A 26506-nucleotide genomic window follows, 5' to 3' on the forward strand; every position below is an offset into this window, starting at 1 on the left:
GGTGGGTGCGCCCACGCCGGTCAACCGCCCGTGCGCCCTTGCCCGTCCGGCTCCGCACCCGGCACGCTGCGCGGTGATGACCGCGGACCGGCACCGGGCCCTCGAGCGCGCCACCTCGGGGCTCGACGCCCCGTTCGCCGTGCTGGACCTCGCCGCGCTGGACGCCAACGCCGCCGACCTCGTGGCCCGCGCCGCCGGCCGGCCCGTCCGGGTCGCCAGCAAGTCCGTCCGGTGCCGCGGCGTGCTGCGGCGGGTGCTCGCACGGCCCGGGTTCTCCGGCGTGCTCGCCTACACCCTTCGGGAGGCGCTCTGGCTGGCCGGCGGGGAGGACCCCGTCAGCACCGATGTCGTCGTCGGGTACCCCACGGCGGACGCCGGCGCGCTGCGGCAGCTCGCGCGGGACGAGCGGGCGGCGGAGCGGATCACCCTGATGGTCGACTCCACCGGCCACCTGGACCTGATCGACACCCTGGCCCCGCCCGCCGGGCGCCCGGTGCTGCGGGTGTGCATCGACGTCGACGCCTCCCTGCGCGCCGCCGGCGGTCGGGTGCACGTGGGTGTCCGGCGGTCGCCGGTGCACACCCCCGCGGAGGCCGCCGCCCTGGCCCGTGCCGTGGTCGCGCGCCCCGGCGTCGAGCTGGTCGGCCTGATGGCCTACGAGGCGCAGATCGCCGGGCTGCAGGACGCGCCGGCGGGGCGCCCGCTCCGGGGACTGGCGGTGCGCGCGTTGCACGTCCTCTCCGCCCGCGAGCTCGCCGCCCGCCGCGCCGCGGTGGTGGCCGCCGTCTCCGCGGTGGCGCCGCTGCGCTTCGTCGACGGCGGCGGCACCGGCAGCCTGGAGCGGACCGCCGCCGAGAGCGCCGTCACCGAGGTGGCGGCCGGATCGGGGCTCTACTCCCCCGCCCTCTTCGACGGGTACCGGGCCTTCACCGGCCGCCCGGCCACCTTCTTCGCCGTCCCGGTGACCCGCGTCCCGGCGCCGGGCGTCGTCACCGTGGCCGGCGGCGGGTGGATCGCCTCCGGGCCGCCGGGGGCCGACAGGCTGCCCCTGCCGACCTTCCCGGCCGGGCTCCGCCGGCTGCCCGGCGAGGGCGTCGGGGAGGTGCAGACCCCGTTGCGCGGGCCGGGCACCGCGGGGCTGCGGATCGGTGACCGGGTGTGGTTCCGCCACGCCAAGGCCGGCGAGCTCTGCGAGCACGTCGACGCCCTGCACGCGGTGGACGGCGGCACCGTCGTCGACGCGCTGCCCACCTACCGCGGCGAGGGCCGAGCCTTCGGCTGACCGACCCGGGCGTTGATCATCGGCAAACGGTCGGCCCCACCGGCGTGTCGCCCAGCCACACGCCGATGATCAACTCGGAAAGGTGCTCACCGGGCCCGCACGACCCGCGTCTCGTCGAACACCGGCTCGGCGGACTCGTACACCCGACCGTCGGCGCCGAAGACCAGGAAGCGGTCGAAGGAGCGGGCGAACCAGCGGTCGTGGGTGACCGCCAGCACCGTTCCGTCGAAGGCCGCGAGCGCCTCCTCCAGCGCCTCCGCCGAGAGCACGTCGAGGTTGTCGGTGGGCTCGTCGAGCAGCAGCAAGGTGGCGCCGGACAGCTCCAGCGCGACGATCTGGAACCGCGCCTGCTGACCGCCGGACATGGTGCGGAAGGGCCGGTCGGCGGCCTCGGTCAGGCCGTACCGGCGCAGCACCGCCATCGCCCGCCCGCGGTCGACCCCCGGCCGGCCGGGCTCGCCGTGCCACAGCAGGTCGACCGGGGTGCGGTCCTGCCACTCCGGATGGGCGTGGGTCTGGGCGAAGAAGCCGGGGACGACGCGCGCCCCGAGCCGGCACGCCCCGGTGTGCGCGACCTCCTGCCCCGCGAGCAGCCGCAGGAAGTGCGACTTGCCCGCCCCGTTCGCGCCGAGCACGCCGACGCGGTCGCCGTACCAGACCTCGAGGTCGAACGGGCGCATCAGCCCGGTCAGCTCCAGCTGCTCGGCGATCACGGCGCGCACACCGGTGCGGCCGCCCCGCAGCCGCATGGCGACCTTCTGCTCCGGCGGCCGGTCGGGAGGCGGCCCGGCGGCCTCGAACTTGGCCAGGCGGGTCTGCATGGCGTGGTAGCGGTTGGCCATGTCCGGCGAGTTGGCGGCCTGCTGCTGCAGCGTGCGGACGAGGTCGACCAGCCGCTGGTGCTCCTCCTCCCACCGGCGCCGCACCTCGGCCAGGCGCTCGTGCCGGGCGGTGCGCGCCTCGGGGTAGGAGGTGAACCCGCCACCGTGCACCCACGCCGTCCCGCCCTCGACGGTGACCACGCGGTCGGCCACCCGGGCCAGCAGCTCGCGGTCGTGGCTGACGAACAGCACCGTCTTCCGCGTCTCCAGCAGGCGCTGCTCCAGCCAGCGCTTGCCGGGGACGTCGAGGTAGTTGTCCGGCTCGTCGAGCAGCAGGACCTGGTCCGGCCCGCGCAGCAACGCCTCCAGCGCCAGCCGCTTCTGCTCCCCGCCCGAGAGCGTGGCGAGCTCCCGGTACTTGCAGCGCTCGTAGGGCACGCCCAGCGCCGCGACGGTCACCGTGTCCCAGGTGACCTCGGCGTCGTAACCGCCGGCGTCCCCCCACTGCGCCAGCGCGTCGGCGTAGGCCATCTGGGAGCGCTCGTCGTCGGTCTCCATGAGCGTCAGCTCGGCGGACTCGACGGCGTCCCAGGCGTCGCGCACCGCGGGCGGCGAGAGGTCGACGAGGAACCGCTGCACGGTCGTGTCGTCCCGGACCGCCCCGATGAACTGGCGCATCACCCCCAGCCCACCGGTGCGGGCGACCGACCCGGCCTCGGCCGCGAGGTCGCCGGCGATGATCCGCAGCAGGGTCGTCTTGCCCGCGCCGTTCTCGCCCACCAGCGCCGCGCGGGCTCCTTCCCCGATGCGGAAGGAGACGTCGTCCAGCAGCACCCGCCCGTCGGAGAGGGTGTGCCGGACCCCGGTCACGTCGACGTAGCCCACGGGCTCATCCTGCCCCGCCGGGCAACCGCATTCCCGGGGCGCTCAGCCGATGTGCCGGTCCAGGCGGTAGCGCGCCAGCCGCTCGACCAGCTCGGGGAGCGCCCCCACGGGCGACCCGCCCAGGTCGCGCCGGCTCTCCCGGACGACCCGGACGACCTCGCGTCGCCCGACCCGGCCGGAGTACTCGCCGCTCAGCCGGCCGACGGCCGCGCTGACCGCGTCGTCGCCGCGGGGCCGGTCGTGGGTGGCGCCGGCGGGGAGGTCCACCGGACCGGTGGAGCCGTCGGCGGCGGGGCCGGAGGAGCTCGGCGGGACGACCAGGGTCATCGGCGGTCCTTCGTTTCCGGAGTGGAGCCGGGCGGGATCAGGCCTCGGCGGTTCCATACGGTCTCGTTCCGCCGCGCCGGACACCAGGGCCCAAAGGCCTGACCGGGTTCAGCCGAGGGCGATGGAGAGCACCGTCGCCCCGGCCGCCAGCAGCATCGCCAGGACCACGATCGCCGCGACCAGCCGCCGCCGGCGCTCCGACTCCGGCCCGCCGGCACCACCCATGCCCATCATGGCGAGGGACGGTACCGCCCGAGGTCCGCTCAGCCCTGCGCGGCGGCGAACCACTCCTCGATCGCGTCGGGCGTCCCGGTCACGACGGGGGCGCCACGCCGGCACGCGGGCCGCGATCACCGGTCAGCTCGCGCGCCCGTCCCCAGAGCAGGGTGTCCAGGGCGGTGCCGTGCGGGGTGGCCCGGCGGACCTGCTCCAGCCGGTCGACGTGGAGGAGGCGCGCCACCGGGGCGAGCCGGTCGACGCTGTGCAGGATCGCCGGGTCCTGCGGCCCGCCGACCCCTGCCGTGAGGTTCTCCACGTCGTGCCCGAGCAGGAGCAAACGCCCGCCGGGGCGGAGCCGGCCGACGGCCCGGGTGAGCAGCGCCGTCGTCTCCGGCTCGGGCAGGTGGAGGTAGGCGACGAGGACCAGGTCCAGCGATCCCGGCGGCGCCGACCAGGTGCGGACGTCGCCGGTCACCCAGCGGACCCGCTCCGCACCGGGGCGGCCCCGCCCGCGCTCGAGCCCGACGGCGGAGAAGTCGACCGCGGTCACCGCCCAGCCCCGTGCGGCCAGCCAGAGCGCGTGCCGCCCCTCACCCGCGGCCAGGTCGACAGCCTCGCCCGGCGGCAGGTCGGCGAGCAGCTCCGCAACCAGCTCGTTCGGCCCCGCGGACCACTGCGCCTGCTCCGCGTACCGCCGGTCCCAGTCCTCCGCCCGCACGCCCGCAGTCTGGCAGCCGGGTCGCTCCGCACGCCCGGGCACGGTAAGCGTGGTGCGTGGCCGCCGTCGTCTCCCTCGTCGTCATCGTCACCCTGGGCCTGCTCGTCACCCGCGTCGCCACCGTCGCGCTGACCATGACCGGGATGTCGCTGCAGCACGCCCGGTTCCAGGCCCGCTCGGCCTTCACGGGGACCGGCTTCACGACGTCGGAGGCCGAGGCCGTGGTGTCCCACCCGGTGCGCCGGCGGATCGTCATGGTGCTGATGCTGGTCAGCGGCGCCGGCGCCGTCTCGGTGCTCGGCACGCTCATCCTCACCTACGCGGGGGTGGACTCCACCGGAGGCGGCGTGCGCCGGACGCTGGTCATCGTCGGCTCGATGGCCGCGCTGCTCTGGCTCTCGCGGAACGACCGCGTCGACCGGGTGCTGCGGCGGGTCATCGAACGGGTGCTGAGCCGGGTCGCGGACCTCGACATCCGCGACTACGCGGCCCTGCTGCACCTCCGCGGCCGGTGGCAGGTGATCCAGCTGCCGGTGCGGGACGACGACTGGATCTCCTCACGTCCCCTGGGCCGGCTCCGGCTGCCCGAGGAGGGGGTCACCGTCCTGGGCGTGGAACGGGACGACGGCACGTGGATGGGGGCGCCGAGCGAGGACCTCCAGGTGCGCACGGGCGACGTCGTCGTCCTCTACGGCCGGCAGGCGATCCTCGACGACATCGCCGACCGGCTGCACGGGGACGAGGGCGAGCAGGCCAGCGAGCGGTCGCGCGCCTGGCACGCGGCCACCCCACCGGTCGAGGTGGTCGAGCGGCGGCGGTAGCCCGACCGTCGCACTCCTCTGCCACGGTGTGCGCGTGACGACGCTGCACGACGTGGCCCTCCTGCGCCTGGTGGCCCAGCGGCTGGCCGGGCCACCGGCCGCGGACCCCGCCGCGGCGGTGCACCGGCTCCTGGCGCTCCAGGGCCAGGACTTCCCGGGCGCGGTGACCTCGGTGGCCCTGCGCACCCGGGCCCGGGACCGTGCCGCCGTGCTGCACGCCCTCGACACCGGGGCCGTCGTCCGCTCCTGGCCGATGCGGGGGACGCTGCACCTGCTGCCCGCGGGCGATCTGCCCTGGATGCTCGAGCTGCTCGGGCCGCGCGCGCTGGCCGGGCTCGCCGGGCGGCGCGCCGCCCTGGGGTTGACCGATGCCGACGCCGAGCGGGCCCGCACGCTCGCCGTCGCCGCGCTGTCGGGTGACCGCCGCCTCCCCCGCCGGGCGCTGCTGGCGGCGATCGAGGAGGGCGGGGTGCCGACGACCGGTCAGCGCGGCTACCACCTGCTCTGGTACCTCGCCCAGACCGGCACGCTCTGCCTGGGGCCGACCGAGGAAGGCGAGCAGCTGTTCGTGCTGCTCGACGAGTGGATCCACTCCCCCCGCCGGCTCACCCGCGAGGAGGCGCTCGCGGAGCTGGCACTGCGGTACTTCCTCGGCCACGGTCCGGCCACCGTGCACGACCTCGTCCGCTGGGCGGGCACGACCGTGCGCGACGTGCGCGCCGGGCTCGACGGCGTCCGCGACCGGCTGGAGCGCATCGAGGTGGAGGGCGTCGAGCACTTCCTCGACCCGGAGACCTCCGAACGCTGCGCCGCGCACCGGGAGGCCGCCCGGGCGCCGCTGCTGCTGCCGGGGTTCGACGAGTTCGTGCTGGGCTACGCCGAGCGCGGCGCGGTCCTGGACCCGGCGCACGCCGAGCGCATCGTGCCCGGGCGCAACGGCGTCTTCCGCCCGACCGTGGTCGTCGACGGCCGGATCACCGGCACGTGGCGCGCGGCGGGCCGGGGCGCCGCCCGCACCGTCGAGGCGGAGCCCTTCACCGGCTGGGACGCCGACGTCGCCGCGGCGATCCCCCGGCTGGCCGCGGCGCTGCCGTGAGCCGCCGGGCCGCCCTGCGTCAGCGGCGCTCGACCAGGAAGACGGGGATCCGCCGCTCGGTCTTCTGCTGGTACTCGGCGTAGGGCGGGTAGGCCGCCACGGCGCGCTCCCACCACTCGTCGCGCTCGGCGCCGGAGATCTCCCGCGCCACGCCGTCCCACGGCTCCGGGCCGTCCTGCACGGTGACCTGGTCGGGGTGGGCGCGCAGGTTGGCCACCCACGCCGGGTGGGTCGGCGCACCGCCCTGGGAGCCCACCATGGCGTACACGCCCTCGCTCTCGACCCGCATCAGCGGCTGCTTGCGCACCTTGCCGCTCCTGGCTCCGCGGGTGGCGAAGACGACCACGGGCAGCCCGGTGTCCCGCAGCGTGTTGGCCTCGCGCCCGCCGGTCGCCTCGTAGCGCTCGACCTGGTCGCGCACCCACTGCTGCGTGCTCGGTTCGTACTCACCCTCCAGCGGCATGCGCCGAATCTAGGGCCGCCGCCACCCCGCTGCGCGCCGACCCGAGTCGCGGGCACCCGGGGCCGGTGGCACCGTGCACTCGGCCAGACGGCGGGAGGAGCAGCACGGGATGCGGTACAGCGAAGGAGCCGACCTGGACACGTCGGGCGTCCGCGACCTGCGGGGCGGCGGCGGGTTCGGCGGCGGCCGCGGATTGGCCGTGGGCGGCGGCGGTCTGGGCGTGGTCGGCATCGTCGTGCTGGTGCTGTTCCAGCTGCTGGGCGGCGGTGGCGACGGCACCGGTGCCGGCGTCGGCGGTCTCTCCGGTCTGGGGCCGGGCCAGACGGCCGACAACGGCCAGCTGGAGCAGCAGTGCCGCACCGGGGCCGACGCGAACGCCTCGGTCGAGTGCGCGGTGGTCGCCGACATCGAGTCGATCCAGGACTACTGGTCGGGCGTGCTGGGCGCGGACTACCGGCCCACCCAGACCGTCTTCTTCTCCGGCTCGGTGCAGACCGCCTGCGGCGGGGCCACCAGCGGGTCGGGGCCGTTCTACTGCCCGGCCGACGAACTGGTGTACATCGACCTGACCTTCTTCGACCAGCTGCAGCAGCAGTTCGGGGCGCAGGGTGGGCTGTTCGTCAACGCCTACATCATCGCCCACGAGTACGCCCACCACGTGCAGAACCTGCTCGGCATCAACCGCCAGGTCGCCCCCGGCGAGTCGGGGCCGACCAGTGGCACCGTGCGCCTGGAGCTGCAGGCCGACTGCTTCGCCGGCGCCTGGGCCAACCACGCCGAGACCGTCCCCGACGAGTCGGGGCAGCCGTTGATCGCCGAGATCACCGAGGACGACATCAACCGCGCGCTCGACGCCGCCGGCCGCATCGGGGACGACTTCATCCAGGAGAACCTGGGCAGCGGCACGGTGGACCAGGACGCGTTCACCCACGGCTCGTCCGAGCAGCGCCAGCGCTGGTTCCGCACCGGGTACGAGACCGGTGACCCGCGACGCTGCGACACCTTCGCCACCGACGACCTGGGCTGAGAGGAGGACCCCCTTGCCCCCCAGCACTCGCACGCTCGCGCCGGGAGCCCGCACGGGAGCCCCCCACCTCCGCGTGACGCGGGACGGGCACGTCGCCGTCCTCACCATCGACCGGCCCGAGAAGCGCAACGCCATGACCGTGGGCATGTGGGAGGAGCTCCCCGCCGTCCTGGCGCCGCTCGCGGCGGACCCCGGCGTCCGGGTCCTGCTGGTCACCGGTGCCGGCCCCAGCTTCTGCGCGGGGGCCGACATCTCCGACCTGCTGGGCGGCGCCGACCCGGTCGACCCCATGGCCGACGTGCGGCGGCACAACCTCGCCGCGCAGACCGCGCTGCGCACCTTCCCCCGGCCCACGATCGCGGTCGTCCGCGGGCACTGCATCGGGGGCGGCGTGGAGCTCGCCAGCTGCTGCGACCTGCGCTTCGCCGACCCGACGGCGGTCTTCGGCGTCACCCCGGCCAAGGTCGGCATCGTCTACACCCCCTCCTCCACCAAGGCCCTGGTGGACCTCGTGGGGCCGGCGACGACGAAGTACCTGCTCTACAGCGGGGAGCTGATCGACGCCGCCACCGCCCTGCGCACCGGCCTGGTCGACCGGCTCGTCGAGCCCGGTGGGCTCGACGACGAGGCGCACCGGTTCGCCGAGGTGCTGGCATCCCGCTCGGCGCTCACCCAGCGGGCGACCAAGGAGGTCGTCGCCGCGCTGGCCGACGGCGGAGACGGCGAGGCGCTGGCCGCCGCGCGGTACCGCGAGACGATCGCCGCCGGAGAGCTCGCCGAGGGCGTCTCCGCGTTCGCCGAGCGCCGCGCGCCGCGTTTCCCCTGGTCGGGTTGAGCAACCGCCCGCGATCTTGCGGTTTCACCTACCCCCTGGCAGGGGTACCCCACCCTCTGCGCGGAACGGGGCTCCCACGAGCCGCGGAGGGACGGTGCAGTGCAGCGCCGGCCCGCCCCACCGCCCTCCGGCCGCGCCCCGGGACGCACGGATGCGCCGGGTATCCAGATCAGCTCTTGCGCCAGAACCCACGCGGCGCCGACCCCATCGACGTCACGGCCCTCCGACCGCGGTGCTCCGCCGCCCGGATGTGTGCCGGAACGACGGCGGGGTAGCGCCCCACCGACCACGAAGCATGCCGAGGAGGACCGATGACTCACTCCATCGATGCCCCGTTCCCGCCGCCGGTTCCGGCCACGACGGGCGCCAGCACCACGACCACCAACACGACCGACAGCTCGTCCACCAAGGACGTCGCCAAGGGCGAGGCCCAGCACACCAAGGACGTCGCCAAGGGCGAGGCCCAGCACACCAAGGACGTCGCGAAGGACGAGGCCCGCAACGTCGGGCAGACGGCCGCGCAGGCCGGCAGCCAGGTCGCCTCGACCGCCGCCGACCAGGCCAAGCAGGTGGCCGGCGAGACGCAGCGCCAGGCCAAGGACCTGCTCGAGCAGGGCCGCAGCCAGCTCAAGGACCAGGCTGTCAGCCAGCAGCAGAAGGCGGCGACGGGGCTCTCGTCCCTCGCCCAGGAGCTGCGCGGTCTCGCCGACGGCTCCAGCGAAGGCGCCCCCGGGCCCGCCCGGGACCTGCTCCACCAGGCCTCCAGCATGGTGGAGGGTTTCGCCGACAAGCTGCAGAACCGCGAGCCCGCCCAGCTGCTCGACGACGTGCGCACCTTCGCCCGCCGCAAGCCGGGGCTGTTCCTGCTCGGCGCCGCGGCCGCGGGCATCGTCGCCGGCCGGCTGACCAGCGGAGCCCGGGCCGCGCACAGCGATTCCGGCTCCGGCTCCGGCTCCGGCCAGCACAGCGCGCCCGGCAACTACGTCGACCCGGCCCCCACGTACTCCGGGTACTCGACCGCCACCACCGGCGCCGGCACCGGCACGGGCGCTCCGCTTCCTCCGCCGCCGTACGGCACGGTGCCGCCCGCCGGCACCATGGTCCCGCCGGCCACGCCCGCGGGCTGGGACGACCCGGCCCGCCGTCCCGGTGAGGTGCGCTGACATGAGCACCCCTTACTCCGGGGCGACTCCTGCGGGATCGACCCCTCAGGGCTACGCGGACCCGTCACCGCAGAACTACGCGGCCGACTACGCCGAGGGCCAGCAGTACAGCGGCGACATGGGCACCCCGACCACCGACGCCGGTCACCCGGACGTCGAGGGCGTCTCCGTCGGCACGCTGATCGGCGAGGTCGCCAAGGACATGTCGACCTTGATGCGCCAGGAGCTCGAGCTCGCCAAGGTGGAGCTCAAGGTCGAGGCGAAGAAGGCGGGTACCGGTGCCGGGCTCTTCGGCGCAGCCGGCTTCGCCGCCTACATGATGATCTTCTTCCTCTCCATCGCACTGTGGTGGGCGCTCTCCCACCTGGTGGGCCACAGCTGGTCCGCGCTGATCGTCGCGGTCCTCTGGGGCATCGTCGCTGCGGTGGCAGGTCTGATGGGCAAGAAGAAGTTCGAACAGGTCAACCCGAAGCCCGAGCGCACCGCCGAGACCCTGTCGCAGGTTCCCGGCGCCCTGAAGCCCAACTGACCACCAGACCGCGAGGAGTCGCAACAATGACCAGCAGTGACCCGGACGTCATCCGGCGGCAGATCGAGGACACCCGGCGCGAGCTCAGCTACGACGTCGACGCCCTCAACGAGAAGGTCAACCCGTCCCGCGTCATGGACCGGCGGGTGACCGCGGCCAAGGGCCGCATGTCCTCCCTCAAGGAGAAGGTCATGGGTTCCGCCCACGACACCACCTCCTCGGCCCAGCACCGGGCATCGGACGCAGCCAGCTCCGTGCAGGGCGCGGCCTCCAACGCAGCCGGCTCCGTGCAGGACGCGGCCTCGAACGCGGCCGGGAGCGTGCAGGACGCGGCCTCGTCCGCGGTCGGCGCCGTCCAGCAGGCACCGGACACGATCGTGCGCCAGGCGCAGGGCAACCCGCTCGCCGCCGGGCTGATCGCCTTCGGCGTCGGGTGGCTGGTCTCCAGCCTGCTCCCCGCCACGCAGAAGGAGCAGGAGCTGGCCCACCAGGCCGAGACCGCGCTGCGCGAGAACAAGGACGCGCTGCTCCAGCCCGCCAAGCAGGCGGCGCAGGAGATGGGTGAGCAGCTCAAGCCGGCCGCCCAGCACGCGGTGGAGGAGGTCAGGTCCACCGCTCAGGACGCGGCCGAGACCGTCAAGCAGGAGGGCCAGTCGGCGGCCCAGGACGTGCAGGGCCAGGCCCAGCAGTCCAAGGAGACCGTGCAGGGGCAGGCCCAGCAGTCCAAGGAGACGGTGCAGGGGCAGGCCCAGCACTCCAAGGAGTCGGTGCAGAGCCGGACCTCCGGCTCCTGACACCCGCGGGTCGGCCGACCCGCACCTGACAGCAGCGCGCCCCGCCGGGTCCTCCCGGCGGGGCGCGCTGCTGTCCGCGCCACACCACCCCACCCCACCCCGAGGGGTGAGGTGGTGTGGCCCCTGCTGGAGGCCCCCCGACGGGCCGCCGTTCTTCCCCGGGACGACGACACCGGTCCCTCCGCAGCCGCGGGCGGGGACCACGACCGACGGGAGTCCGCGTGGACCCGGTCCTGCACTCCCCCGGCGGGCCCGCCGGGCCGGCCCCGGGCGGCGCGGTCCGCGTGCTGGTGGCCGACGACGAGGACGACATCCGCGACCTGGTGTGCCTCGCCGTGCGCAAGGCCCGCTGCGAGGTGGTCGCCGCCGTCCCCGACGGCACGGCGGCCCTGGCCGCGGCGCGGTCGGAACTGCCCGACCTGGCCGTCCTCGACGTCTCCATGCCGGGTGCGACGGGCCTGGAGGTCTGCGGCGCCCTCCGCGGCACGCCCGCGACCGCGGGCATCCGCATCCTGCTGCTGTCGGCCGGCGCGTCCCCGGACGAGGCCGCCCGCGGCCTGGCCGCGGGCGCCGACGCCTACCTACCGAAGCCGTTCACCGTCTCCGGTCTGGTGCATCAGGTGCGGGCGCTCGCGGTGCGGCAGCCGGTGGCATGAGCCTCGCCGTCCTCGACCGCCCGCAGGACGCCGGCCGCCCCCGGACCCGTCGGTCCACCGGACCGGCCGGCTCGCCGGACGCCCTCCACGGACCAGTGCTGGGCACGGTCCTGTTCACCGCGGCCGCGCTGCTGCTGCTGGCGGGTGCCGTCCCCGTCGTGGACCGCGGCCTCGTGCTCGCGGGGCTGGCCGCCGCCTCGGCCGCCACCGGCGCCTGGGTCACCCTCGGCTCGCGACCCCTCGTCGGCTCCGTCGCCGTCCCGGTGGCGCAGCTGGGTGCCGTCGCCCTCCTGCACGCGGGCACCGGCTCCGCCGCCGCCCTGCTGCTCCTCGTCGGCCCGCTGTGGGCCCTCGCCACCCGGCCGGACCGCCGCGGCGTGCTGATCGGGGTGCTCGGCGGCACCGCGGTGCTGGCGGTGCCCGTGCTCGCGACCCCGGTGACCGCCGCCGGCGACCTGCTGCTGGGGACGCTGGCGGTCGCCGTCGGCAGCCTCGCCGTCAACGAGAACACCCGCCGCCTGGGCACCCAGGCGGACCACATCGCCCAGCTGCAGCGGGAGCAGGCAGCGCTGCTCGAGCAGGTGCGGAGCCGCGCCGACGAGCTGGACACCGCCTCACGCATCCTCGCCGCCCGGGCGCAGACCATGACGAGCGTGATCGACGCGGTCACCGAGCATTCGATCATCGGCACCGACCGGGACGGCACCATCCGCGTCTGGAACCCCGGCGCGGAGAAGATGCTGGGCGTGCTCCGGCCGGACGTGGTCCGCACCCGCTCGATCCTCGACTTCCACCTGCCGGAGGAGCTCGCCGCAGTGGCCGAGGACCGCGCCTGCGGCAGCGGCCTGGAGGCGCTCGTGCACGCCGCCCGCGAGCACGGCAGCGACATCCGTGACTGGACCTACGTCGCCGCCGACGGAAGCCACCGCACCGTGTCGGTCGCCATCACCCCGCGCTCGGACGACCGCGGGGCGCACGCCGGCTGGAACTTCGTCGGCACCGACATGACCGAGGCCCGCGTCACCGAGCGGATGAAGGACCAGTTCGTCAGCCTGATCAGCCACGAGCTGCGCACCCCGCTGAGCTCGATCCTCGGGTACCTGGAGCTGGTCATGGACGACGAGGACCAACCCCTCACCGACGAGCAGCGGCAGTACCTGTCCACGGTGGAGCGCAACGCCCAGCGGCTGCTCCGGCTGGTCGGCGACCTCCTCTTCACCGCGCAGGTGGAGAGCGGCCGGTTCACCCTGCAGCCGGCCGACGTCGACCTGGCCGGCGTGGTCCGCGCCGCGGAGGAGACCGCTCGGGTGGCCGCCACCGGCGCGGGCGTGCAGATCGTCGTCGACGTGCCGGACGAGGGCCTGGTGGTCTCCGGGGACGCCGTCCGCCTCGGGCAGGCGTGCGACAACCTCGTGTCCAACGCCGTGAAGTTCACCCCCGCCGGCGGGGAGGTGCGGCTGGTCCTGCGGCCGATGTGGCGGACCACCGGCGGGGAGCTCCGCGCGGACCGGGCGCCCGGTGCCGAGCCGGTCGCGCGGCTCTCGGTCAGCGACACCGGTATGGGCATCCCCGCCGGTGAGCAGGGGCAGCTGTTCACCCGGTTCTTCCGGTCCTCCACCGCCCAGCGCAACGCCGTGCCGGGGGTGGGACTCGGGCTCACGATCACCAAGGCGATCACCACCGCCCACGGCGGCAGGCTGGACCTGGTCAGCGCCGAGGGCGTCGGCACCACCTTCACCATGACGCTCCCGGTCCCCGCGGCGGCCTGACCAGCGAGGCCCTCCGCCCTGCCCCCCCCCGCACCTCTCGGGGACGGGCGGAAGGCCTTCCGTTCTTGCGGATTCCTTGCGCATCGCTCGCGGGCGGCCTGCGGTTCGCCCCGCAGAGTCCTCTGTGTCGCCGGACGACCGGCGCCCACCCGGACGCAGGAGACGCACGGACATGAGCAGCCTGCCCGTGGATCGGACGGCCCCTGCCCCCGGCCGGACCGTCGCGATCGTCTCCCGCGCCGGCCTCCTCGGCTTCCTGCGCGCCCGGACCACGGGGCCGGGCGCGCAAGCCGGGGACGCCGGCGCGGACGACGACCTGGTGGACGCCGAGCTGATGACCCGGCTCCAGGACCTCTACGCCGACGCGCTGCCCTCCCGGCTCTCCGCCATCGACCGGCACACGCGCACGGGTGACGTGACCGCGGTCGCCTTCGCCGCGCACGCCCTCGCCGGGACCAGCGGTCAGCTGGGCCACCCGGAGGTCGCCTCCCTCTGCCGCGAGATCGCCGCCGACGCCCGCCGCGGGGTGCTCGCCCACTCCCGGGTGGCCCGTCTGCAGGAGCTCGCCGGCGTCTGAAGCGCCCGGACCCCGGGGGCATAGGGAGCTCCACCGGCGTCCTACGGCCCCGAGGCGCGTGGACAGCTTCCTATGCCCCGGCGGCGGCTAGGGGTCGGGCTAGGCGGCGGCGGTGGCGACGAGCCGGTAGCCGACGCCCCGCACGGTCTTGATCTCCGGGGAGTTCAGCCCCGCGGCCACGAGCTTCCGGCGCAGGTTCGACATGTGCGCCTCGACCAGGCGCAGGTTGCCTTCCCAGTCGGTGTGCCAGACCTCGCGCAGGAGCGTCTCCCGCTGGAGCACCCGGCCCGGTCGCGAGGCGAGGGCGGCGAGCAGGTCGAACTCGGTGCGGGTGAGGTCGACGACGGCGCCGTCCACCCGCACCTCGCGGCTGTCCTCGTCGACCTCCAGCTCGGCGAGCCGGCGCACCGACTCGTCCACCGGCGCGGGCGCCCCGGCCGGCTGCGGCCCGGTCCGCGGGAACCGGAGCATCGCCTGCACCCGGGCCACGAGCTCGCGCGGGGAGAACGGCTTGGCCATGTACCCGTCGGCACCGACGGCCAGCCCGATGAGCAGGTCGACCTCCTCGGCGCGGGCGGTGAGCATGAGGACGTAGCAGGGCGTCTCCGCGCGGATCTGCCGGCAGACCTCGGTGCCGTCGGCGTCCGGGAGGCCGAGGTCGAGCACGATCAGGTCCGGCTGGTCGCGCCGCACCTCCTCGAGCGCCTCGGCACCGGTGCCCACGGCCCGCACGGCGAAGCCGGCCCGCTCGAGCACGGTGGTCACGAGCTCGCGGATCTCCGGGGTGTCCTCCACCACGAGCACGGACTGCTCCGGCACGACGTCCTCCTCGCTGGTCGCTGTGCGTGCCGAGGCTGGTCCTCCGGTCACCTGACCGGGTGATCGGCAGGCGCGCCCGTGGGCTTGAGCGGGCGTCGCGTCGCCCGCGGGGGCGGCCCCACCCCATGGGGTGAGGGGTGGGGAGCCCGGCTCATGGGTTCCGCGGTCGCGGCCGTCAACTCCCGCGGGGACACACGCGTCTCCCCTCCCGGCCAGCCCGGGGGACCCGACCGACGGGAGCCGGAACCGTGGACGGTGCTCTGCACGTCCTGGTCGTCGACGACGACCCCGACACCGCACTCTTCGTACGCACCGTGCTGCAGCGGGGCGGCATGGCCGTGACCACGTGCGCGGACCCGCTGGAGGCGCTGGCCCTGGCCTCGCGTTCCGAGTTCGACGCGGCGATCACCGACATCGAGATGCCGGGCATGTCCGGGCTCGAGTCGCTCGACCGGCTGCGCCAGCTGCGCCCCGCGGTACCGAGGGTCGCCCGGCCCTGCCTGGAGGACGTCTTCTCCTCCCCGTCCCACGTCCTCGCCCAGGAGGCCGCCCGATGACTACCGCCGTGCAGGACCTCGACCTGCTGCTCACCGACCACCACGTGCACTCCACCTGGTCCGACGACGCCGTCAGCGCGCCGATGGAGAACCTGATCTCCGCCCGCGACACCGGGCTGGCCAGCATCCGCATGGTCGACCACGTCCGGTCGACGACGACGTGGGTGCCCGGCTTCCTCGCCGAGGTGGCCGCGCTGCCCCGCATCGAGGGGCTCGAGGTGCTCACCGGCGTCGAGGCGAAGATCCTGGACGCCTCCGGGCGCCTCGACGTCCCCGACGACCTCCTCGTCGGGCCGGGCGGGGTGGACCGCATCCTCATCGCCGACCACCAGTTCCCCGGGCTGGACGGCCCGTGGGACCCCCGCCGCACGCTCGAGGAGATGGAGGGCGGGCTGTCCGCCGAGGACGCGCTCTCCCTCCTCGTCGACGCGACCGTGCGGGCCATGGAGCGGGCCGGTCGCGGTCAGCTGGCCCACCTCTTCTCGGTGCTGCCCAAGATCGGGTTGCACGAGAGCGACCTGCTCGACGAGCACATCGCCGCGATCGCGCGGGCCGCGGTGCGCACCGGCACCACGGTCGAGGTCAACGAGAAGTGGCGCTGCCCCGGGCCCCGCGTGGTGCTGGCCCTCGCCGCCGCCGGCGTGACCCTGGTCGGCTCCACCGACAGCCACGCAGCTACGACCGTGGGCCGCTACTCCTGGGTGGCCGACGCGGCGTCCGCGACCCGGCTGGTCGGCGCTCGGTGACCGTCCTCTCCGCCGGCGTCGGACGTCGCGGCGATCGGTAGACCGCCCGGAGACCGCGGCCCGGCCCGCCCCCCTGACCCGGGGCGGGGCGGGCCGCACCGTCGGCTCAGGTGAACGCGCTCACCCCGGTCAGCGCCCGCCCGACGATGAGCTGGTTGATCTCCCGCGTGCCCTCGTAGGAGTAGAGCGCCTCGGCGTCGTTGAAGTACCGGACGACGTCGCGCTCGAGCAGGATGCCGTTGCCGCCGAGCAGCTCGCGCGCCCACGCCACCGTCTCGCGTGCCCGGCTGGTCACGAAGCTCTTCGCCAGCGCGGCGTGGTCGTCGCGGAAGATGCCCTCCTCCTGCAGCTGGGAGACGCGGACGGCCATGCCGAGGCTCGCGGTGACGTTGCCGGCCATGCGGGCCAGGAGGTCCTGGATCAGCTGGAAACCGGCGATCGGGCGGCCGAACTGCTCCCGCTCCTTCGCGTAGGCCAGGGCGGCCTCGAACGCACCCATCTGGCAGCCCACGGCGTTCCACGCGACCCCGCCCCGGGTCAGCTTGAGCACCCGGTTGACGTCCTTGAAGGTGTTGCCGCCCTCGAGCTTGTTCTCCGCCGGGATGCGGCAGCCCTCGAAGGTGATGTCGGCGTTCTGCACCGTGCGCAGCGCGTACTTGCCCTCCATCTTGGTCGCGGTGAAGCCGGGGGTGCCCTTCTCCACCACGAAGGTCTTCACCGAGTCGTCGGCGACGTCCCGGGCGAAGACGACGACGATGTCGGCGAAGGTGCCGTTGCCGATCCACCGCTTGGCGCCGTCGATCACCCACTCGTCGCCGTCGCGCCGGGCGGTGGTCTCCAGGCCGAGCGCGACGTCGGAGCCACCGTGCGGCTCGGTGAGCGCGAAGCAGCCGATCGTGTCGAGGGCCAGCATGCCGGGCAGCCAGCGCCGCTTCTGCTCCTCGGAGCCCAGGTTGACGATCGACCCCATCGCCAGCCCGTTGTGCACGCCGAGGAACGTGGCCATCGACGGGTCGACGCGCGAGGTCTCCAGCGCGATGAAGCCGGTGAACAGGCGCGAGCCCCGCGGGGAGCCCTCGGTGTCGTAGCTCCGGCCGACCAGCCCGGCTTCGGCGAACCGCGGGATCAGCTCCATCGGGAAGGTGGCGGCCTCCCAGTGCTCGTTGACATGGGGCCTGACCTCCTCCTGCAGGAACCGGCGGATGCCGGCGAGCTCCTCCCGTTCCTCGGCCGGCAGCAGGGACTCGTAGGCGTACAGGTCGCCGGGTAGCAGGTCGTCGGTCATGCGGGCGTCCTCTCGTCGGTGGCCTCGGGCTCCTACCCGCCGGCCGCGCGCCGCAACTCGACCGCCGCCGCGGGCAGCGGCGCCGTCGCCGCCCGGTACAGGGCGTGCTCGACGAGACCGCGCTCCCCCGCCGTCCGGCGGACGCCCGCCCGGACCTGCTCGACGGTGCCCGGCCCCATCTCCGTGAAGCCGACGACCACCCGGCCGCCGGGGGCCAGCACCCGGTCGACGACGTCCCACTCGGTGCCCGGCGGCGTCCAGAAGGCCCGCACGTCGAACGCGACGACGGCGTCGAACCAGCGCTCCGGCAGCTCCGCGGCGACCAGCGGCCCGCCGTGGACGGTGACCCGGCCGGCCTCGATCGACGCCCGGTTGCGGGCGGTCGCCGCCGCGACCATCGCCGGCGAGCGGTCGACCGCCACGACCCGCCCGCCCGGCAGCCGGGCGGCGAGCAGGTCGACGAGCACGCCGTGGCCGCAGCCGACCTCCAGCACCCGCTCCCCGGGCGCCGGGGCCACCAGGCCCGCCGCCCAGGTCAGCCGCTCCGACGCCCGCACGCCGGGTCGCCTAGCTCAGCATCCGGGTGCCCGCGGGCAGCACCCCGCCGGCGAGCAACGCCGCCGTCACGTCCTGCAGGGCGGTCAGTGCGGCCCGCTGCGTGAACGGGCCGGTGGAGACCCGGGTGACGCCCATCCGCTCCAGCTCCGCGACCGGCGGCGTGGCGCCGGGGACGGCGAGCAGGCTCAGCCTCCCCCGGCCCAGCGCCCCGACCAGCGCGGCGATCTCGTCGGCGGCGACGACGCCGGGCACGAAGACCGCGGCCGCGCCGGCGGCCAGGAAGGCGCGGCCCCGGTGCGCCGCCTCCTCCAGCAGGGCCGCGCGGTCGGCGCCCTCCGGCGCGAGCAGGACGACGTCGGTGCGGGCGTTGAGCACGAAGTCGACGCCGGCGGCGCGGCCGGCCGCGAGCACCTGCGCCACCGCGGCGACCGCCTCGTCCAGCGGGCGGCGCGCGTCCTCGATGTTGCCGCCGACGGCGCCGGCCGCGATCACCTGCGCCGCCGTCCCGCCCGGGTCGCCGTACCCGGCCTCCATGTCCACGGAGACCGGCAGCTCGGCGGCGGCGGCGATCCGCCGCACCACGTCCAGGTGCAGGTCCAGCGGGATGCGCTCGCCGTCCTCGTACCCGAGGGACGCCGCGATGGCGTGGCTGGCGGTGGCCAGGGCACCGGTCCCCGGCGTGGCGGCCACCACCCGGGCCGAGGTCACGTCCCAGACGTTGGCCAGGACCAGGATGCGGGGATCGGTGTGGAGCCGCAGGAGGGTGCGGGCGCGGGATGCCAGGTCGGCCATGCCGGCAACCTAGGCGCCGCCGTGGTGCCCTGACCAGTGGTCTGGCGCAAGCCGGTCAGGTAAGGCTAACCTGCACCCGTTGCCCGGGGCAGGTGCCGGAGCAGCACCGCCCTGCCGTCTCGCGATAGGCGACCCGCTCCATGTACGTGTGCCACTGCAACGTGGTGACCGACCGCGACATCCTCGAGGCCATCGCCAACGGCGCGCGCTGCGTCGCCGACGTCGCCCGCGAGACCGGGGCCGGGCGCACCTGCGGCAACTGCGTCGACTCGCTCCGCGACCTGGTGTGTCAGCATTGCCCGGTCCGGGCCGGGCGCGCGACCGAGCGTTCGGCCGAGCGAGAGCTGGGAGTATCCGGTGCAGCCCGTTAGCCCCCGCGTGGTCGAACTGCTCAACGACGCACTGACCTTCGAACTGACGGTCACCAACACGTACTTCCTCAACGCCCGCATGCTCGACGCCTGGGGTCTGCCCAAGCTGGGCAAGGTCTACTACGACCTCTCCATCGACGAGATGCGCGACGCGGACGCCCTCATCCAGCGCATCCTGCTCTTCGACGGCCACCCCAACCTGCAGCGCCTCGGCGCGATCCGCGTGGGCGAGACCGCCGAGGAGATGCTGGTGCTCGCGCTCGACAGCGAGAAGGCCGCCGTCGCCCAGTTCAACGCCTCGGCCAAGGAGTGCCACGACCTCGGCGACCACGGCACCGCGTCGGTGTTCGAGGAGATGGTCCTGGACGAGGAGAAGCACGCCGACTGGTTCGAGGCGCAGCTCGCCGCCATCGAGCGGGTGGGCTCCCCGCAGTACCTGGCCGCGCAGATCTCCACCGGGACGCCCTGAAGAAGGACCCCTCTGCCCCCCACGCGTCGCAGGCTCGGCGCGGGACCCTGCGGAGGGGCCGAGCACGGAGGGCCGCCCCCCGATCACCGGGAGGCGGCCCTCGGCGCGTCAGCCGGCGAGCAGGTCCTCCAGCGCCTCGAGCTGGAGGGTCGCGGCGGTGAGCCCGATACCGGTGTAGAAGACGTCGTCCTCCACGGCGAAGGCCCGGCCGTCGGTGACGGCGGTCAGCAGCGGCCACAGCGGTCCGGCCACGACCTGCGCCTCACCGGATTCGGCTGCCGGGCCGAAGGACGAGTACAGGATGACGTCGGCATCGGCCTCGGTGATCTCCTCCGGGCTCAGCTCCACGAAGGTGGGGATCTCGCCCTCGGGCAGGTCGACGTGGTCCAGGCCGATGTCGGCCAGGACCGTGCCGATGAACGACTCCGGCTGGTAGGCGCGGATCGGGCCACCGACGAAGCGGATCGGGCTGACCGTCGTCTCCGCGGGGTTCCCCACGGCCTGCCCGACCTCGTCGGCCCGCTCCTCGTACTCGGCGAGCGCGGCCTCGGCCTCCTCCTCCTTGCCCAGCGCCTCGGCGGCGAGCTCGAGGTTCTCCTTCCAGGTCACCCCGAGGAACTCGGCGAACACCGTGGGGGCGATCTGCGACAGCTGGTCGTACAGGGCCTCGTGGCGCACGGAGTTGGACAGGATGAGGTCGGGCTGCAGCGCCGCGATCTCCTCCAGGTCCGGCTCGGCGATGGTGCCGACGACCTCGACGCCCTCGGCGTCGTCGGCGAGGTAGCTGAGGAACTCCTCGGAGACGTCGGTGGTCACCGCGCCCACCGGGGTCACCCCGAGGGAGAGCGCCGAGTCCAGCTCGCCGGTGTCCAGGACGACGACCCGCTGCGGCTCCGCCGGGATCGCGGTGGTGCCCATGGCGTGCTCGACCGTGCGGGGGAACTCGGCCTCGCCGGCGGCCGCCGCGGCCGCCACCCCGTCGTCGGGTTCGGCGTTCCCACCGCAGGCGGCCAGGGCGAGGGCGGCCACCACGGCGAGGGCGGTCGCGCGGAAGGGGCGCATGGTCATCGTTCTCCTTCGGACGGCGCAGGTCAGGGGATGTGCATCTGGATCGGCCGGCGTCGGTGTGGAACACTGCCGGAAGCCAGGTGAGGCTAGCCTAAGTAAGCGGGCGCCCACACCGACCGAGCCCGGGAGCCGCCGTGACCGTCGAGATCGCGCAGATCCCCGCCTACCGCACCTTCCCGGTGCAGGTCGCGCGGGTGCAGCGGCTCAGCCCGAGCTTCCTGCGGATCACCTTCACCGGGCCGGAGATGGACGACCTGACGTCCAACGGCCGGGACCAGCGGATCAAGGTCATGCTGCCGCTGCCGGGGCGCGGCATCCTCGACTGCCCGGCCGGCGAGGACTGGTACGGCGCCTGGCGCGCCCTGCCGCCGGAGCGCCGGATGCCGATCCGCACGTACACCGTCCGGGCGCTGCGCCCCGAGCACCGCGAGGTCGACGTCGACTTCGTCCTGCACGGCGCCACCGGGCCCGCCTCCGCCTGGGCCGAGCAGGCCGCCGCCGGCGACGAGGTGGTCCTGGTCGCGCCGAACGCCCGCTTCCCCGGCGAGACGGGCGGCTTCGAGTGGCACCCGCCGGCCGACGCCTCCTGCCTGCTGATCGCCGGCGACGAGACCGCAGTGCCGGCGATCTGCGCGATCGTCGAGGGCCTGCCCGCGGGCCCGCGCGCCAAGGTCCTGCTCGAGGTGCCGACGGCCGGTGACGCCCTGAACGTCGCCGCCCCGGCCGGGGTGGAGATCACCTGGCTGCCCCGCTGGCCCGCCGACGGCGCCCCCGCCGCGCCGCGTGGGCAGCTGCTCACCGAGGCCGTCCTGGCCGCGGTGCGCGAGCTGGGCGAGCTGATCGCCCCCTCCCCCGCGCCCGACCTGGCCGACGTGGACGTCGACGAGGGGATCCTCTGGGAGGTCCCCGCCGAGGGCGCCGCCGCGCCCGGCTCCTCCGGTGTCTACGCCTGGCTCGCCGGCGAGGCCGGTGTGGTCAAGGGCCTGCGCCGGCACCTGGTGCAGGAGGCCGGGGTCGACCGCCGGTCGGTGGCCTTCATGGGCTACTGGCGCGAGGGCCGCGGCTCCGACTGACGCCGCCTGCGTTTGACATCGTGTCATCGTCCGGTGTCACATGAGGCCGTGCCTGGCTACGACGTCCTCGCCACGGACGGCCTGAGCGTCATCGGGACCGTCGGCTTCTTCGTGCCCGCGGCCGTCCTGGTGGCGCTGGTCGCCGGCGCCGTCGTGCGCGACCGCCGGCTCACCGCGCGGGAGGCGGCGGCCGAGGCCGACCGCGAGGGCAGGACCCGGGAGCGGATCGCCGACGGCGAGCCCTCCGACCGCCCGCCGAACGGTTAGCCCCCGGGCTCGGACCGGTCGCCGGGCTCCCGCTGGTCCTCGAGCTCACCCAGGGCCGCCTCCACGGCGCCGGCCACCTCCGCGGCCATCTCGGTGCGGAAGGCCGCCAGCACCGCCTGCGCCGCCACCGGCTGGAGCCGGGTGACCGTGGCGAGGATGTCGTCGAGCTGCTCCGGCGGCGCGCCCGCCTCCACGAAGGCCCGCCAGACGGTGTCGACGAACAACTGGACGTAGGTGCGGCTGATCGCCCGCACGTGCTCGTCGACCTGCGCCTGGGCCGCCAGCAGCGCCGTGGCCGGCACGCCGAGCCCCACGACCTGGAGCCCGGCCATGAGCAGGGCCGGGTCGTGCACGTGGAGGCGCTCCCCGTCGAGCCGCTCCACGATGCCGTGCTCCACCAGCTGGTCGATCAGCTCGGGGTCGACGGGCGCGCCCGTCCGGGCGGCCAGCTCGGGGCCCGTGGCGACCTCCGGCTCCGGCGGGAGCCAGGGCTTCAGGAGCGCCCGGTGCAGCGAGAGGGTGGCCGAGCTGGCGGTGGGCGGCGCGCCGGTGAGGGTGCGCTCGATCATCGCCAGCGAGTAGCCCTCGGCGAGCATCTCGCGCACCAGCAGCAGCCGGGCGACGTGCTCGCGGCCGTAGTAGCCGGTGCGGCCGGCCAGCCGCGGCGGGGGCAGCAGCCCGCGTGCCGAGTAGGCCCGCACGTTCCGCACGGTGAGCCCCACACGGGCGGCCAGCTCGTCGACGGTCAGCTCACGCTCGGCGTCCTCACCGGCCGGCCCGGGCGGTGCTGCGCTCACCTGCTCCCCCTCTCCTCGTCACCTCAGCCTATGTCGCTCGTTCCATGTACCAGTTGCCGATGTAACTGTTACTGATGTTCCATAGCTACATGCCTGGGAGGGAAACCGTGCTGCTCACCGCCGAGACACGACCGGCCGGAGGTGCCGCCCTGGGCGAGGTCGTCCTCGCCACGGGCATCGGCGTCCTCCTGACGGTGGTCCTGCTGGCCCTGGTCCTCGCGCACCGCACCCGGCGGTCCACCGTGCTCACGCGGGTGGGCGACCGGCTGGGCGCCGCCACCGGCGCGCCGGCCTGGGTGGCGCTCCCGACCCTGCTCACCACGGTCTCGCTGCTCACGGCCCTGCTCGGGATGCTGTGGGACATCGCGCTGCACATCGGCGTGGGCCGCGACGAGGGACCGCTGGCCAACCCGGCCCACTACCTCATCCTCTTCGGGCTCTTCGGTGTCTTCGCCGGCGGCGTGCTCGCCTGCGCCATGCCGCTGGACGAGCGGCCCGGCCCGGCCGCCGTGCGGTTCGTCCGCGGCTGGGACGTCCCGGTCGGCGGCATCCTGCTCACCTGCGCGGGCTTCTACGCGCTGCTCGGCTTCCCCCTCGACGACGTGTGGCACCGCATGTTCGGCCAGGACGTGACGCTGTGGGGCCCCACGCACCTGATGCTGATCGGCGGCGCCGGCCTGTCGATCATCGGGCTGCTCGTCCTGGAGCAGGAGGGCCACGGCGGGCTCTCCACCGACGACGGGGACCGGGCGGGCGGCCGCACCGCGCGGTTCGCCCGGCGGACCTCGGCCATGGGCGGGCTGCTGCTGGGCATGTCGGTGTTCCAGGGCGAGTACGACTTCGACGTGCCGCAGTTCCGGCTGGTGCTGGAGCCGTTCCTCATCGCCGCGGCCGCCGGCATCGCGCTGGTCGCCGCCCGCATGTTCATCGGCCGCGGCGGCGCGCTCGCCGCGACGGCGTTCTTCCTCGTCGTCCGCAGCGCCATCGCGCTGGTCGTCGGCCCGGTCTTCGACGAGATCGTCCCCACGTTCCCGCTCTACCTGGGGTCGGCGCTCCTGGTCGAGCTCCTGGCCCTGGCGCTGCCCCCGGCCCGCCGGCCCCTGCTGTTCGGCGCCCTGGCCGGCGTCGCCATCGGCACCGTCGGCCACGCGACCGAGGCCGGGTGGACCCGCGTCGTCCAGGAGCTCACCTGGGGCAGCGACATCCTGGTCGAGGGCACCCTCATGGCGCTCGCCGGCGGCGTCGCCGGGGCCGTGCTCGGGGCACTGCTCGCCTCCGGCCTGCGCCGCCGGCTGCCGCGTCCCGCCGTCGCCCGCGGGGCGCTGCTGGCCTGCCTCGCCGTGCTGGCGGCGGCGGTCGCGAACGGCCTGGTCGCGACCGTGCCCGACGACGTCGAGGCGACCTTCACCATCGAGGAGGTCACCACCGAGCCCCGCACCGCGCAGATCGGCGTCCGGCTGGACCCCGCCGGCTTCCCGGACGACCCCGCGTGGGTGCAGATCACCGCGTGGCAGGGCCAGGGCCTGGTCGTGACCTCCCTGGAACGGGTCGGCGAGGGCGAGTACCGGACGACCGAGCCCGTGCCGCTGCACGGCACGTGGAAGACGCTGCTGCGCGTGCACGACGGGCGCGTGCTCACCGCGTTCCCGATCTACCTGCCGCGGGACGAGGCCATCCCCGCCGACGAGATCCCGGCCGAGGACGGCATGACCCGCAGCGCGATCCCCGAGATCGACATCCTGCAGCGGGAGCTGAAGGACGCCGGCGGTGGCCTCTGGCTGGTGGCGAACCTCGTGGTCCTGGCCTGCACGCTCGCGCTCGTCGCCGCGATGGCCTGGGGCGTGGGCCGGTACGCCCGCCGCGCCGCCGTGGCGGAGCCGTTCGCCGACGCCCCTGCCGACGGCCCCCTGGAGCGCGTGACCACCGGGGCGGTGCGCCGGTGACCCGCCGCGGGGCGGCAGCCGCCGCCCTGGTCCCGCTGGCGCTGGTGCTGGCCGGCTGCGCCGGCACGCCGGCCCCCGTCGGCGAGGGGACGGCGGCACCAGCCGTCTCCCCCGTGGCGACCACCCCCGGCGGCAGCTACCCGCCGGCCCCCGCGTCCGAGGCGGCGGGCCGGCGGATCGAGGTGCGGTACGCCGACGGCCAGGTCACCGGAGGCACGAGCCGGGTGCCGGTGCCGGTCGGCGAGCCGGTCACCGTCGTCGTCACCTCCGACGTCGCCGACGAGGCCCACCTGCACGGGTACGACGTCCTGGCCGGCCTCGTCCCGGGGCAGCCGGCGGAGCTGACGTTCGACGCCACGATCCCCGGGGTGTTCGAGCTGGAGCTGCACCGGGCCGGGACGGTGCTGCTCACGCTGCAGGTCGGGTGAGCCTCCTCGCGCACGGGGTCGGCTCGCGCACGGACCTCCCGATCCCGATCGGCTTCGCGCTGTACGGCGCGGGCGCGGCGATCCTGGTCGGCTTCGCCGTCCTGCTCCTGTTCTGGCGCACGCCGCGGCTGGGTGGCCCGGAGTCGGGCCGCCCGCTGCCCGCGGGACTCCAGCGGCTGCTCGACGGCGCCCCGCTGCGGCGGGGGCTCCAGGCGCTGGCGCTGGCGGTCTCGGCCTTCGTCGTCGCGGTCGCGCTGCTCGGGCCCGACGAGACCTCGGGCAACCTGGCGCCCTGGGTCCTGTACGTGACGTTCTGGGTGGGGCTCGTGCCGGCGAGCCTGCTCCTCGGGCCGGTCTGGCGGGTGGCGAACCCGCTCCGGCTGCTGCACCGCCTGCTGCGCCCCGCCGTGCCCGCGCCACCCGGCGCCGCACGGCTGCCCTCCCTGGGGGTCTGGCCCGCCGCGGGTTCGCTCCTGGTCTTCGTCTGGCTGGAACTGGTCGTCCCGGGCCGCGCCGAGCCGGTGACCGTCGCGGTGTTCCTGCTGCTGCACGCCTTCGTGCACGTGGCGCTGTCGCTGTGGTTCGGCGAGGGGTGGTTCGCCCGCGGCGACGGGTTCGAGGCCTACTCCGCGCTGGTCGCCCGGCTCTCCCCCTGGGGACGGCGGGACGACGGCCGGCTGGTGCTGCGCAACCCGCTCGCCAACGCCCTGGCCACCCCGGCCGAACCGGGGCTGACCGCCCTCGTGGTCGTGCTGCTGGGCTCGACAGGATTCGACGGGCTCACCCGCACGGTGTGGTGGCAGACCGGTCCGGGGGCGGGGGACGACGTGCTCTCGGGCACCGTGGGGCTGCTGGCGTCGATCGCCGTGGTCGCCGTCCTCTACGCGCTGGGCACCCGGCTCTCCGGTCGGCTGGCCGGTCAGGACCCGGGCGTCCAGCCGGGGCGGTACGCGACCACCGTCATCCCGATCGCGCTGGGCTACACGGTCGCGCACTACTTCAGCTTGCTGCTCCTCGACGGGCAGCGGACCTGGATCCTGGTGAGCAACCCGTTCGGCGCGGCCGGCGTCGACCTGTTCGGCACCTACGGCAACCGGGTCGACCTCACCGCGGTGGGCTCGGACGCGATCGCGCTGGTGCAGGTGGGGGCGATCATCGCCGGCCACGTCGCCGGGGTGACGCTGGCGCACGAGCGCGCGCTGCTCTCGGCCCGGCACGCGCGGGCGTCCGACCAGCTCCCGCTGGTCGTCGTGATGGTGCTGCTCACCCTCGGCGGGCTGGGGCTGCTGTTCGGCTTCTGAGCCGGGCCCGCTCACCCCTTCGGGCGCTTCCCGCGCTCGCCGCCTCCAGC

31 protein-coding genes are annotated in these 26506 nt (G+C 75.1%); 20 read left to right on the forward strand and 11 right to left on the reverse strand.

What is annotated here, in order from left to right; all coding sequences use genetic code 11:
• The first annotated feature begins 76 nt into the window (after nt 1–76).
• Nucleotides 77–1282 carry an alanine racemase gene (locus tag ACI792_RS03645; RefSeq protein ID WP_456601371.1) on the forward strand — a complete coding sequence of 402 codons (1206 nt, stop codon included), beginning with the start codon at nt 77–79 and terminating at the stop codon, nt 1280–1282.
• An 86-nt stretch (nt 1283–1368) separates the two neighbouring features.
• Here the strand turns inward: ACI792_RS03645 and ACI792_RS03650 are convergent, their stop codons facing one another.
• From ACI792_RS03650 to ACI792_RS03665, 4 genes are all read right to left on the reverse strand, one after another.
• Nucleotides 1369–2988, reverse strand: coding sequence for an ABC-F family ATP-binding cassette domain-containing protein (locus ACI792_RS03650; RefSeq protein WP_456601372.1), 1620 nt, complete (start codon nt 2986–2988; stop codon nt 1369–1371).
• A 42-nt stretch (nt 2989–3030) separates the two neighbouring features.
• Nucleotides 3031–3315, reverse strand: coding sequence for a three-helix bundle dimerization domain-containing protein (locus tag ACI792_RS03655; protein ID WP_456582616.1), 285 nt, complete (start codon nt 3313–3315; stop codon nt 3031–3033).
• A gap of 108 nt (nt 3316–3423) precedes the next feature.
• Nucleotides 3424–3549, reverse strand: a complete 126-nt coding sequence (locus tag ACI792_RS03660) for a hypothetical protein (RefSeq protein ID WP_456582615.1) — start codon at nt 3547–3549, stop codon at nt 3424–3426.
• A gap of 79 nt (nt 3550–3628) precedes the next feature.
• Nucleotides 3629–4252 (reverse strand): class I SAM-dependent methyltransferase, encoded by a 624-nt coding sequence (locus ACI792_RS03665; protein ID WP_456601373.1) that lies wholly within the window; start codon nt 4250–4252, stop codon nt 3629–3631.
• A 56-nt stretch (nt 4253–4308) separates the two neighbouring features.
• Between ACI792_RS03665 and ACI792_RS03670 the strand changes: the two genes are divergently transcribed.
• The gene (locus ACI792_RS03670; RefSeq protein ID WP_456601374.1) at nt 4309–5073 is read left to right on the forward strand and encodes a TrkA C-terminal domain-containing protein; all 765 of its coding nucleotides are present in this window, start codon (nt 4309–4311) and stop codon (nt 5071–5073) included.
• A gap of 34 nt (nt 5074–5107) precedes the next feature.
• The gene (locus tag ACI792_RS03675) at nt 5108–6169 is read left to right on the forward strand and encodes a winged helix DNA-binding domain-containing protein (protein ID WP_456601375.1); all 1062 of its coding nucleotides are present in this window, start codon (nt 5108–5110) and stop codon (nt 6167–6169) included.
• A 19-nt stretch (nt 6170–6188) separates the two neighbouring features.
• Here ACI792_RS03675 and ACI792_RS03680 read toward each other — a convergent pair whose 3' ends face one another.
• Nucleotides 6189–6632: a nitroreductase family deazaflavin-dependent oxidoreductase gene (locus ACI792_RS03680; RefSeq protein ID WP_456601376.1), complete on the reverse strand. Its 444-nt coding sequence runs from the start codon at nt 6630–6632 to the stop codon at nt 6189–6191.
• Between the two features lie 109 nt (nt 6633–6741).
• Here ACI792_RS03680 and ypfJ point away from each other — a divergent pair, with 109 nt between their 5' ends.
• The 8 genes from ypfJ to ACI792_RS03720 all read left to right on the forward strand — a co-directional run bounded on the left by ypfJ (nt 6742) and on the right by ACI792_RS03720 (nt 13982).
• The gene (gene ypfJ, locus ACI792_RS03685; protein ID WP_456601377.1) at nt 6742–7659 is read left to right on the forward strand and encodes a KPN_02809 family neutral zinc metallopeptidase; all 918 of its coding nucleotides are present in this window, start codon (nt 6742–6744) and stop codon (nt 7657–7659) included.
• 13 nt (nt 7660–7672) lie between these two features.
• Nucleotides 7673–8494, forward strand: coding sequence for an enoyl-CoA hydratase/isomerase family protein (locus ACI792_RS03690; protein WP_456601378.1), 822 nt, complete (start codon nt 7673–7675; stop codon nt 8492–8494).
• A 311-nt stretch (nt 8495–8805) separates the two neighbouring features.
• Nucleotides 8806–9657, forward strand: a complete 852-nt coding sequence (locus ACI792_RS03695) for a hypothetical protein (RefSeq protein ID WP_456601379.1) — start codon at nt 8806–8808, stop codon at nt 9655–9657.
• A gap of 1 nt (nt 9658) precedes the next feature.
• Nucleotides 9659–10186, forward strand: a complete 528-nt coding sequence (locus ACI792_RS03700) for a phage holin family protein (RefSeq protein ID WP_456582605.1) — start codon at nt 9659–9661, stop codon at nt 10184–10186.
• Nucleotides 10187–10212: 26 nt separating this feature from the next.
• Nucleotides 10213–10980: a DUF3618 domain-containing protein gene (locus ACI792_RS03705; protein ID WP_456601380.1), complete on the forward strand. Its 768-nt coding sequence runs from the start codon at nt 10213–10215 to the stop codon at nt 10978–10980.
• Between the two features lie 221 nt (nt 10981–11201).
• Nucleotides 11202–11636, forward strand: coding sequence for a response regulator transcription factor (locus tag ACI792_RS03710; protein ID WP_456601381.1), 435 nt, complete (start codon nt 11202–11204; stop codon nt 11634–11636).
• Entirely contained in the window at nt 11633–13405 is a 1773-nt protein-coding gene (locus ACI792_RS03715) for a sensor histidine kinase (RefSeq protein ID WP_456601382.1), read from the forward strand. The genes ACI792_RS03710 and ACI792_RS03715 overlap by 4 nt, the downstream gene beginning before the upstream one ends.
• 172 nt (nt 13406–13577) lie before the next feature.
• On the forward strand, nt 13578–13982 hold the full coding sequence (locus tag ACI792_RS03720; protein ID WP_456601383.1) for an Hpt domain-containing protein: 405 nt from the start codon (nt 13578–13580) through the stop codon (nt 13980–13982).
• 99 nt (nt 13983–14081) lie between these two features.
• Here the strand turns inward: ACI792_RS03720 and ACI792_RS03725 are convergent, their stop codons facing one another.
• On the reverse strand, nt 14082–14801 hold the full coding sequence (locus ACI792_RS03725; RefSeq protein ID WP_456582846.1) for a response regulator: 720 nt from the start codon (nt 14799–14801) through the stop codon (nt 14082–14084).
• A gap of 248 nt (nt 14802–15049) precedes the next feature.
• On the opposite strand from ACI792_RS03725, the gene ACI792_RS03730 reads away from it, so the two are divergent.
• Together ACI792_RS03730 and ACI792_RS03735 are read left to right on the forward strand one after the other, a co-directional pair.
• On the forward strand, nt 15050–15358 hold the full coding sequence (locus tag ACI792_RS03730) for a response regulator (protein ID WP_456601384.1): 309 nt from the start codon (nt 15050–15052) through the stop codon (nt 15356–15358).
• Nucleotides 15355–16104 carry a histidinol-phosphatase gene (locus ACI792_RS03735; RefSeq protein ID WP_456601385.1) on the forward strand — a complete coding sequence of 250 codons (750 nt, stop codon included), beginning with the start codon at nt 15355–15357 and terminating at the stop codon, nt 16102–16104. Before ACI792_RS03730 ends, ACI792_RS03735 begins: the two co-directional genes overlap by 4 nt.
• Nucleotides 16105–16210: 106 nt before the next feature.
• On the opposite strand, the gene ACI792_RS03740 is transcribed toward ACI792_RS03735, so the two are convergent.
• The 3 genes from ACI792_RS03740 to ACI792_RS03750 are packed head-to-tail and all read right to left on the reverse strand — an operon-like array spanning nt 16211 to nt 18739.
• Nucleotides 16211–17389, reverse strand: coding sequence for an acyl-CoA dehydrogenase family protein (locus tag ACI792_RS03740; protein WP_456601386.1), 1179 nt, complete (start codon nt 17387–17389; stop codon nt 16211–16213).
• Between the two features lie 32 nt (nt 17390–17421).
• A complete protein-coding gene (locus ACI792_RS03745) occupies nt 17422–17946 on the reverse strand; it encodes a class I SAM-dependent methyltransferase (RefSeq protein WP_456601387.1) in 525 nt (174 codons plus the stop codon).
• Between the two features lie 10 nt (nt 17947–17956).
• A complete protein-coding gene (locus ACI792_RS03750) occupies nt 17957–18739 on the reverse strand; it encodes an isocitrate lyase/PEP mutase family protein (protein ID WP_456601388.1) in 783 nt (260 codons plus the stop codon).
• Nucleotides 18740–18879: 140 nt separating this feature from the next.
• Here ACI792_RS03750 and ACI792_RS03755 point away from each other — a divergent pair, with 140 nt between their 5' ends.
• Entirely contained in the window at nt 18880–19110 is a 231-nt protein-coding gene (locus ACI792_RS03755) for a (2Fe-2S)-binding protein (RefSeq protein ID WP_456582851.1), read from the forward strand.
• Nucleotides 19097–19579, forward strand: a complete 483-nt coding sequence (gene bfr, locus ACI792_RS03760; RefSeq protein ID WP_456601389.1) for a bacterioferritin — start codon at nt 19097–19099, stop codon at nt 19577–19579. The genes ACI792_RS03755 and bfr overlap by 14 nt, the downstream gene beginning before the upstream one ends.
• A 108-nt stretch (nt 19580–19687) precedes the next feature.
• On the opposite strand, the gene ACI792_RS03765 is transcribed toward bfr, so the two are convergent.
• On the reverse strand, nt 19688–20647 hold the full coding sequence (locus tag ACI792_RS03765) for an ABC transporter substrate-binding protein (RefSeq protein WP_456582853.1): 960 nt from the start codon (nt 20645–20647) through the stop codon (nt 19688–19690).
• Nucleotides 20648–20781: 134 nt separating this feature from the next.
• Between ACI792_RS03765 and ACI792_RS03770 the strand changes: the two genes are divergently transcribed.
• Nucleotides 20782–21720 (forward strand): siderophore-interacting protein, encoded by a 939-nt coding sequence (locus ACI792_RS03770; RefSeq protein WP_456601390.1) that lies wholly within the window; start codon nt 20782–20784, stop codon nt 21718–21720.
• Between the two features lie 48 nt (nt 21721–21768).
• A complete protein-coding gene (locus ACI792_RS03775; protein WP_456582855.1) occupies nt 21769–21987 on the forward strand; it encodes a hypothetical protein in 219 nt (72 codons plus the stop codon).
• On the opposite strand, the gene ACI792_RS03780 is transcribed toward ACI792_RS03775, so the two are convergent.
• Complete coding sequence (locus tag ACI792_RS03780) at nt 21984–22784, reverse strand: MerR family transcriptional regulator (protein ID WP_456601391.1); 801 nt, start codon at nt 22782–22784, stop codon at nt 21984–21986. The two genes, ACI792_RS03775 and ACI792_RS03780, sit on opposite strands and share 4 nt — an antisense overlap.
• An 89-nt stretch (nt 22785–22873) precedes the next feature.
• Between ACI792_RS03780 and ACI792_RS03785 the strand changes: the two genes are divergently transcribed.
• The 3 genes from ACI792_RS03785 to ACI792_RS03795 are packed head-to-tail and all read left to right on the forward strand — an operon-like array spanning nt 22874 to nt 26456.
• Entirely contained in the window at nt 22874–24727 is a 1854-nt protein-coding gene (locus ACI792_RS03785) for a hypothetical protein (RefSeq protein WP_456601392.1), read from the forward strand.
• Entirely contained in the window at nt 24724–25155 is a 432-nt protein-coding gene (locus ACI792_RS03790) for a hypothetical protein (RefSeq protein WP_456601393.1), read from the forward strand. Before ACI792_RS03785 ends, ACI792_RS03790 begins: the two co-directional genes overlap by 4 nt.
• Nucleotides 25152–26456, forward strand: coding sequence for a hypothetical protein (locus ACI792_RS03795; RefSeq protein ID WP_456601394.1), 1305 nt, complete (start codon nt 25152–25154; stop codon nt 26454–26456). The genes ACI792_RS03790 and ACI792_RS03795 overlap by 4 nt, the downstream gene beginning before the upstream one ends.
• Nucleotides 26457–26506 lie beyond the last annotated feature (50 nt).

Source organism: Blastococcus sp. SYSU DS0669, assembly GCF_054050895.1.

What these genes read in the sequence shown, in the direction of transcription:
- ACI792_RS03755 (WP_456582851.1), top strand. Translation starts at nt 18,880, where the DNA reads ATGTACGTGTGCCACTGCAACGTGGTGACCGACCGCGACATCCTCGAG.
- ACI792_RS03765 (WP_456582853.1), bottom strand. Translation starts at nt 20,647, where the DNA reads ATGACCATGCGCCCCTTCCGCGCGACCGCCCTCGCCGTGGTGGCCGCC.
- ACI792_RS03720 (WP_456601383.1), top strand. Translation starts at nt 13,578, where the DNA reads ATGAGCAGCCTGCCCGTGGATCGGACGGCCCCTGCCCCCGGCCGGACC.
- ypfJ (WP_456601377.1), top strand. Translation starts at nt 6,742, where the DNA reads ATGCGGTACAGCGAAGGAGCCGACCTGGACACGTCGGGCGTCCGCGAC.
- ACI792_RS03705 (WP_456601380.1), top strand. Translation starts at nt 10,213, where the DNA reads ATGACCAGCAGTGACCCGGACGTCATCCGGCGGCAGATCGAGGACACC.
- ACI792_RS03750 (WP_456601388.1), bottom strand. Translation starts at nt 18,739, where the DNA reads ATGGCCGACCTGGCATCCCGCGCCCGCACCCTCCTGCGGCTCCACACC.
- ACI792_RS03660 (WP_456582615.1), bottom strand. Translation starts at nt 3,549, where the DNA reads ATGATGGGCATGGGTGGTGCCGGCGGGCCGGAGTCGGAGCGCCGGCGG.
- ACI792_RS03715 (WP_456601382.1), top strand. Translation starts at nt 11,633, where the DNA reads ATGAGCCTCGCCGTCCTCGACCGCCCGCAGGACGCCGGCCGCCCCCGG.
- ACI792_RS03695 (WP_456601379.1), top strand. Translation starts at nt 8,806, where the DNA reads ATGACTCACTCCATCGATGCCCCGTTCCCGCCGCCGGTTCCGGCCACG.
- ACI792_RS03680 (WP_456601376.1), bottom strand. Translation starts at nt 6,632, where the DNA reads ATGCCGCTGGAGGGTGAGTACGAACCGAGCACGCAGCAGTGGGTGCGC.
- ACI792_RS03785 (WP_456601392.1), top strand. Translation starts at nt 22,874, where the DNA reads ATGCCTGGGAGGGAAACCGTGCTGCTCACCGCCGAGACACGACCGGCC.
- ACI792_RS03645 (WP_456601371.1), top strand. Translation starts at nt 77, where the DNA reads ATGACCGCGGACCGGCACCGGGCCCTCGAGCGCGCCACCTCGGGGCTC.
- ACI792_RS03700 (WP_456582605.1), top strand. Translation starts at nt 9,659, where the DNA reads ATGAGCACCCCTTACTCCGGGGCGACTCCTGCGGGATCGACCCCTCAG.
- ACI792_RS03655 (WP_456582616.1), bottom strand. Translation starts at nt 3,315, where the DNA reads ATGACCCTGGTCGTCCCGCCGAGCTCCTCCGGCCCCGCCGCCGACGGC.
- ACI792_RS03740 (WP_456601386.1), bottom strand. Translation starts at nt 17,389, where the DNA reads ATGACCGACGACCTGCTACCCGGCGACCTGTACGCCTACGAGTCCCTG.
- ACI792_RS03735 (WP_456601385.1), top strand. Translation starts at nt 15,355, where the DNA reads ATGACTACCGCCGTGCAGGACCTCGACCTGCTGCTCACCGACCACCAC.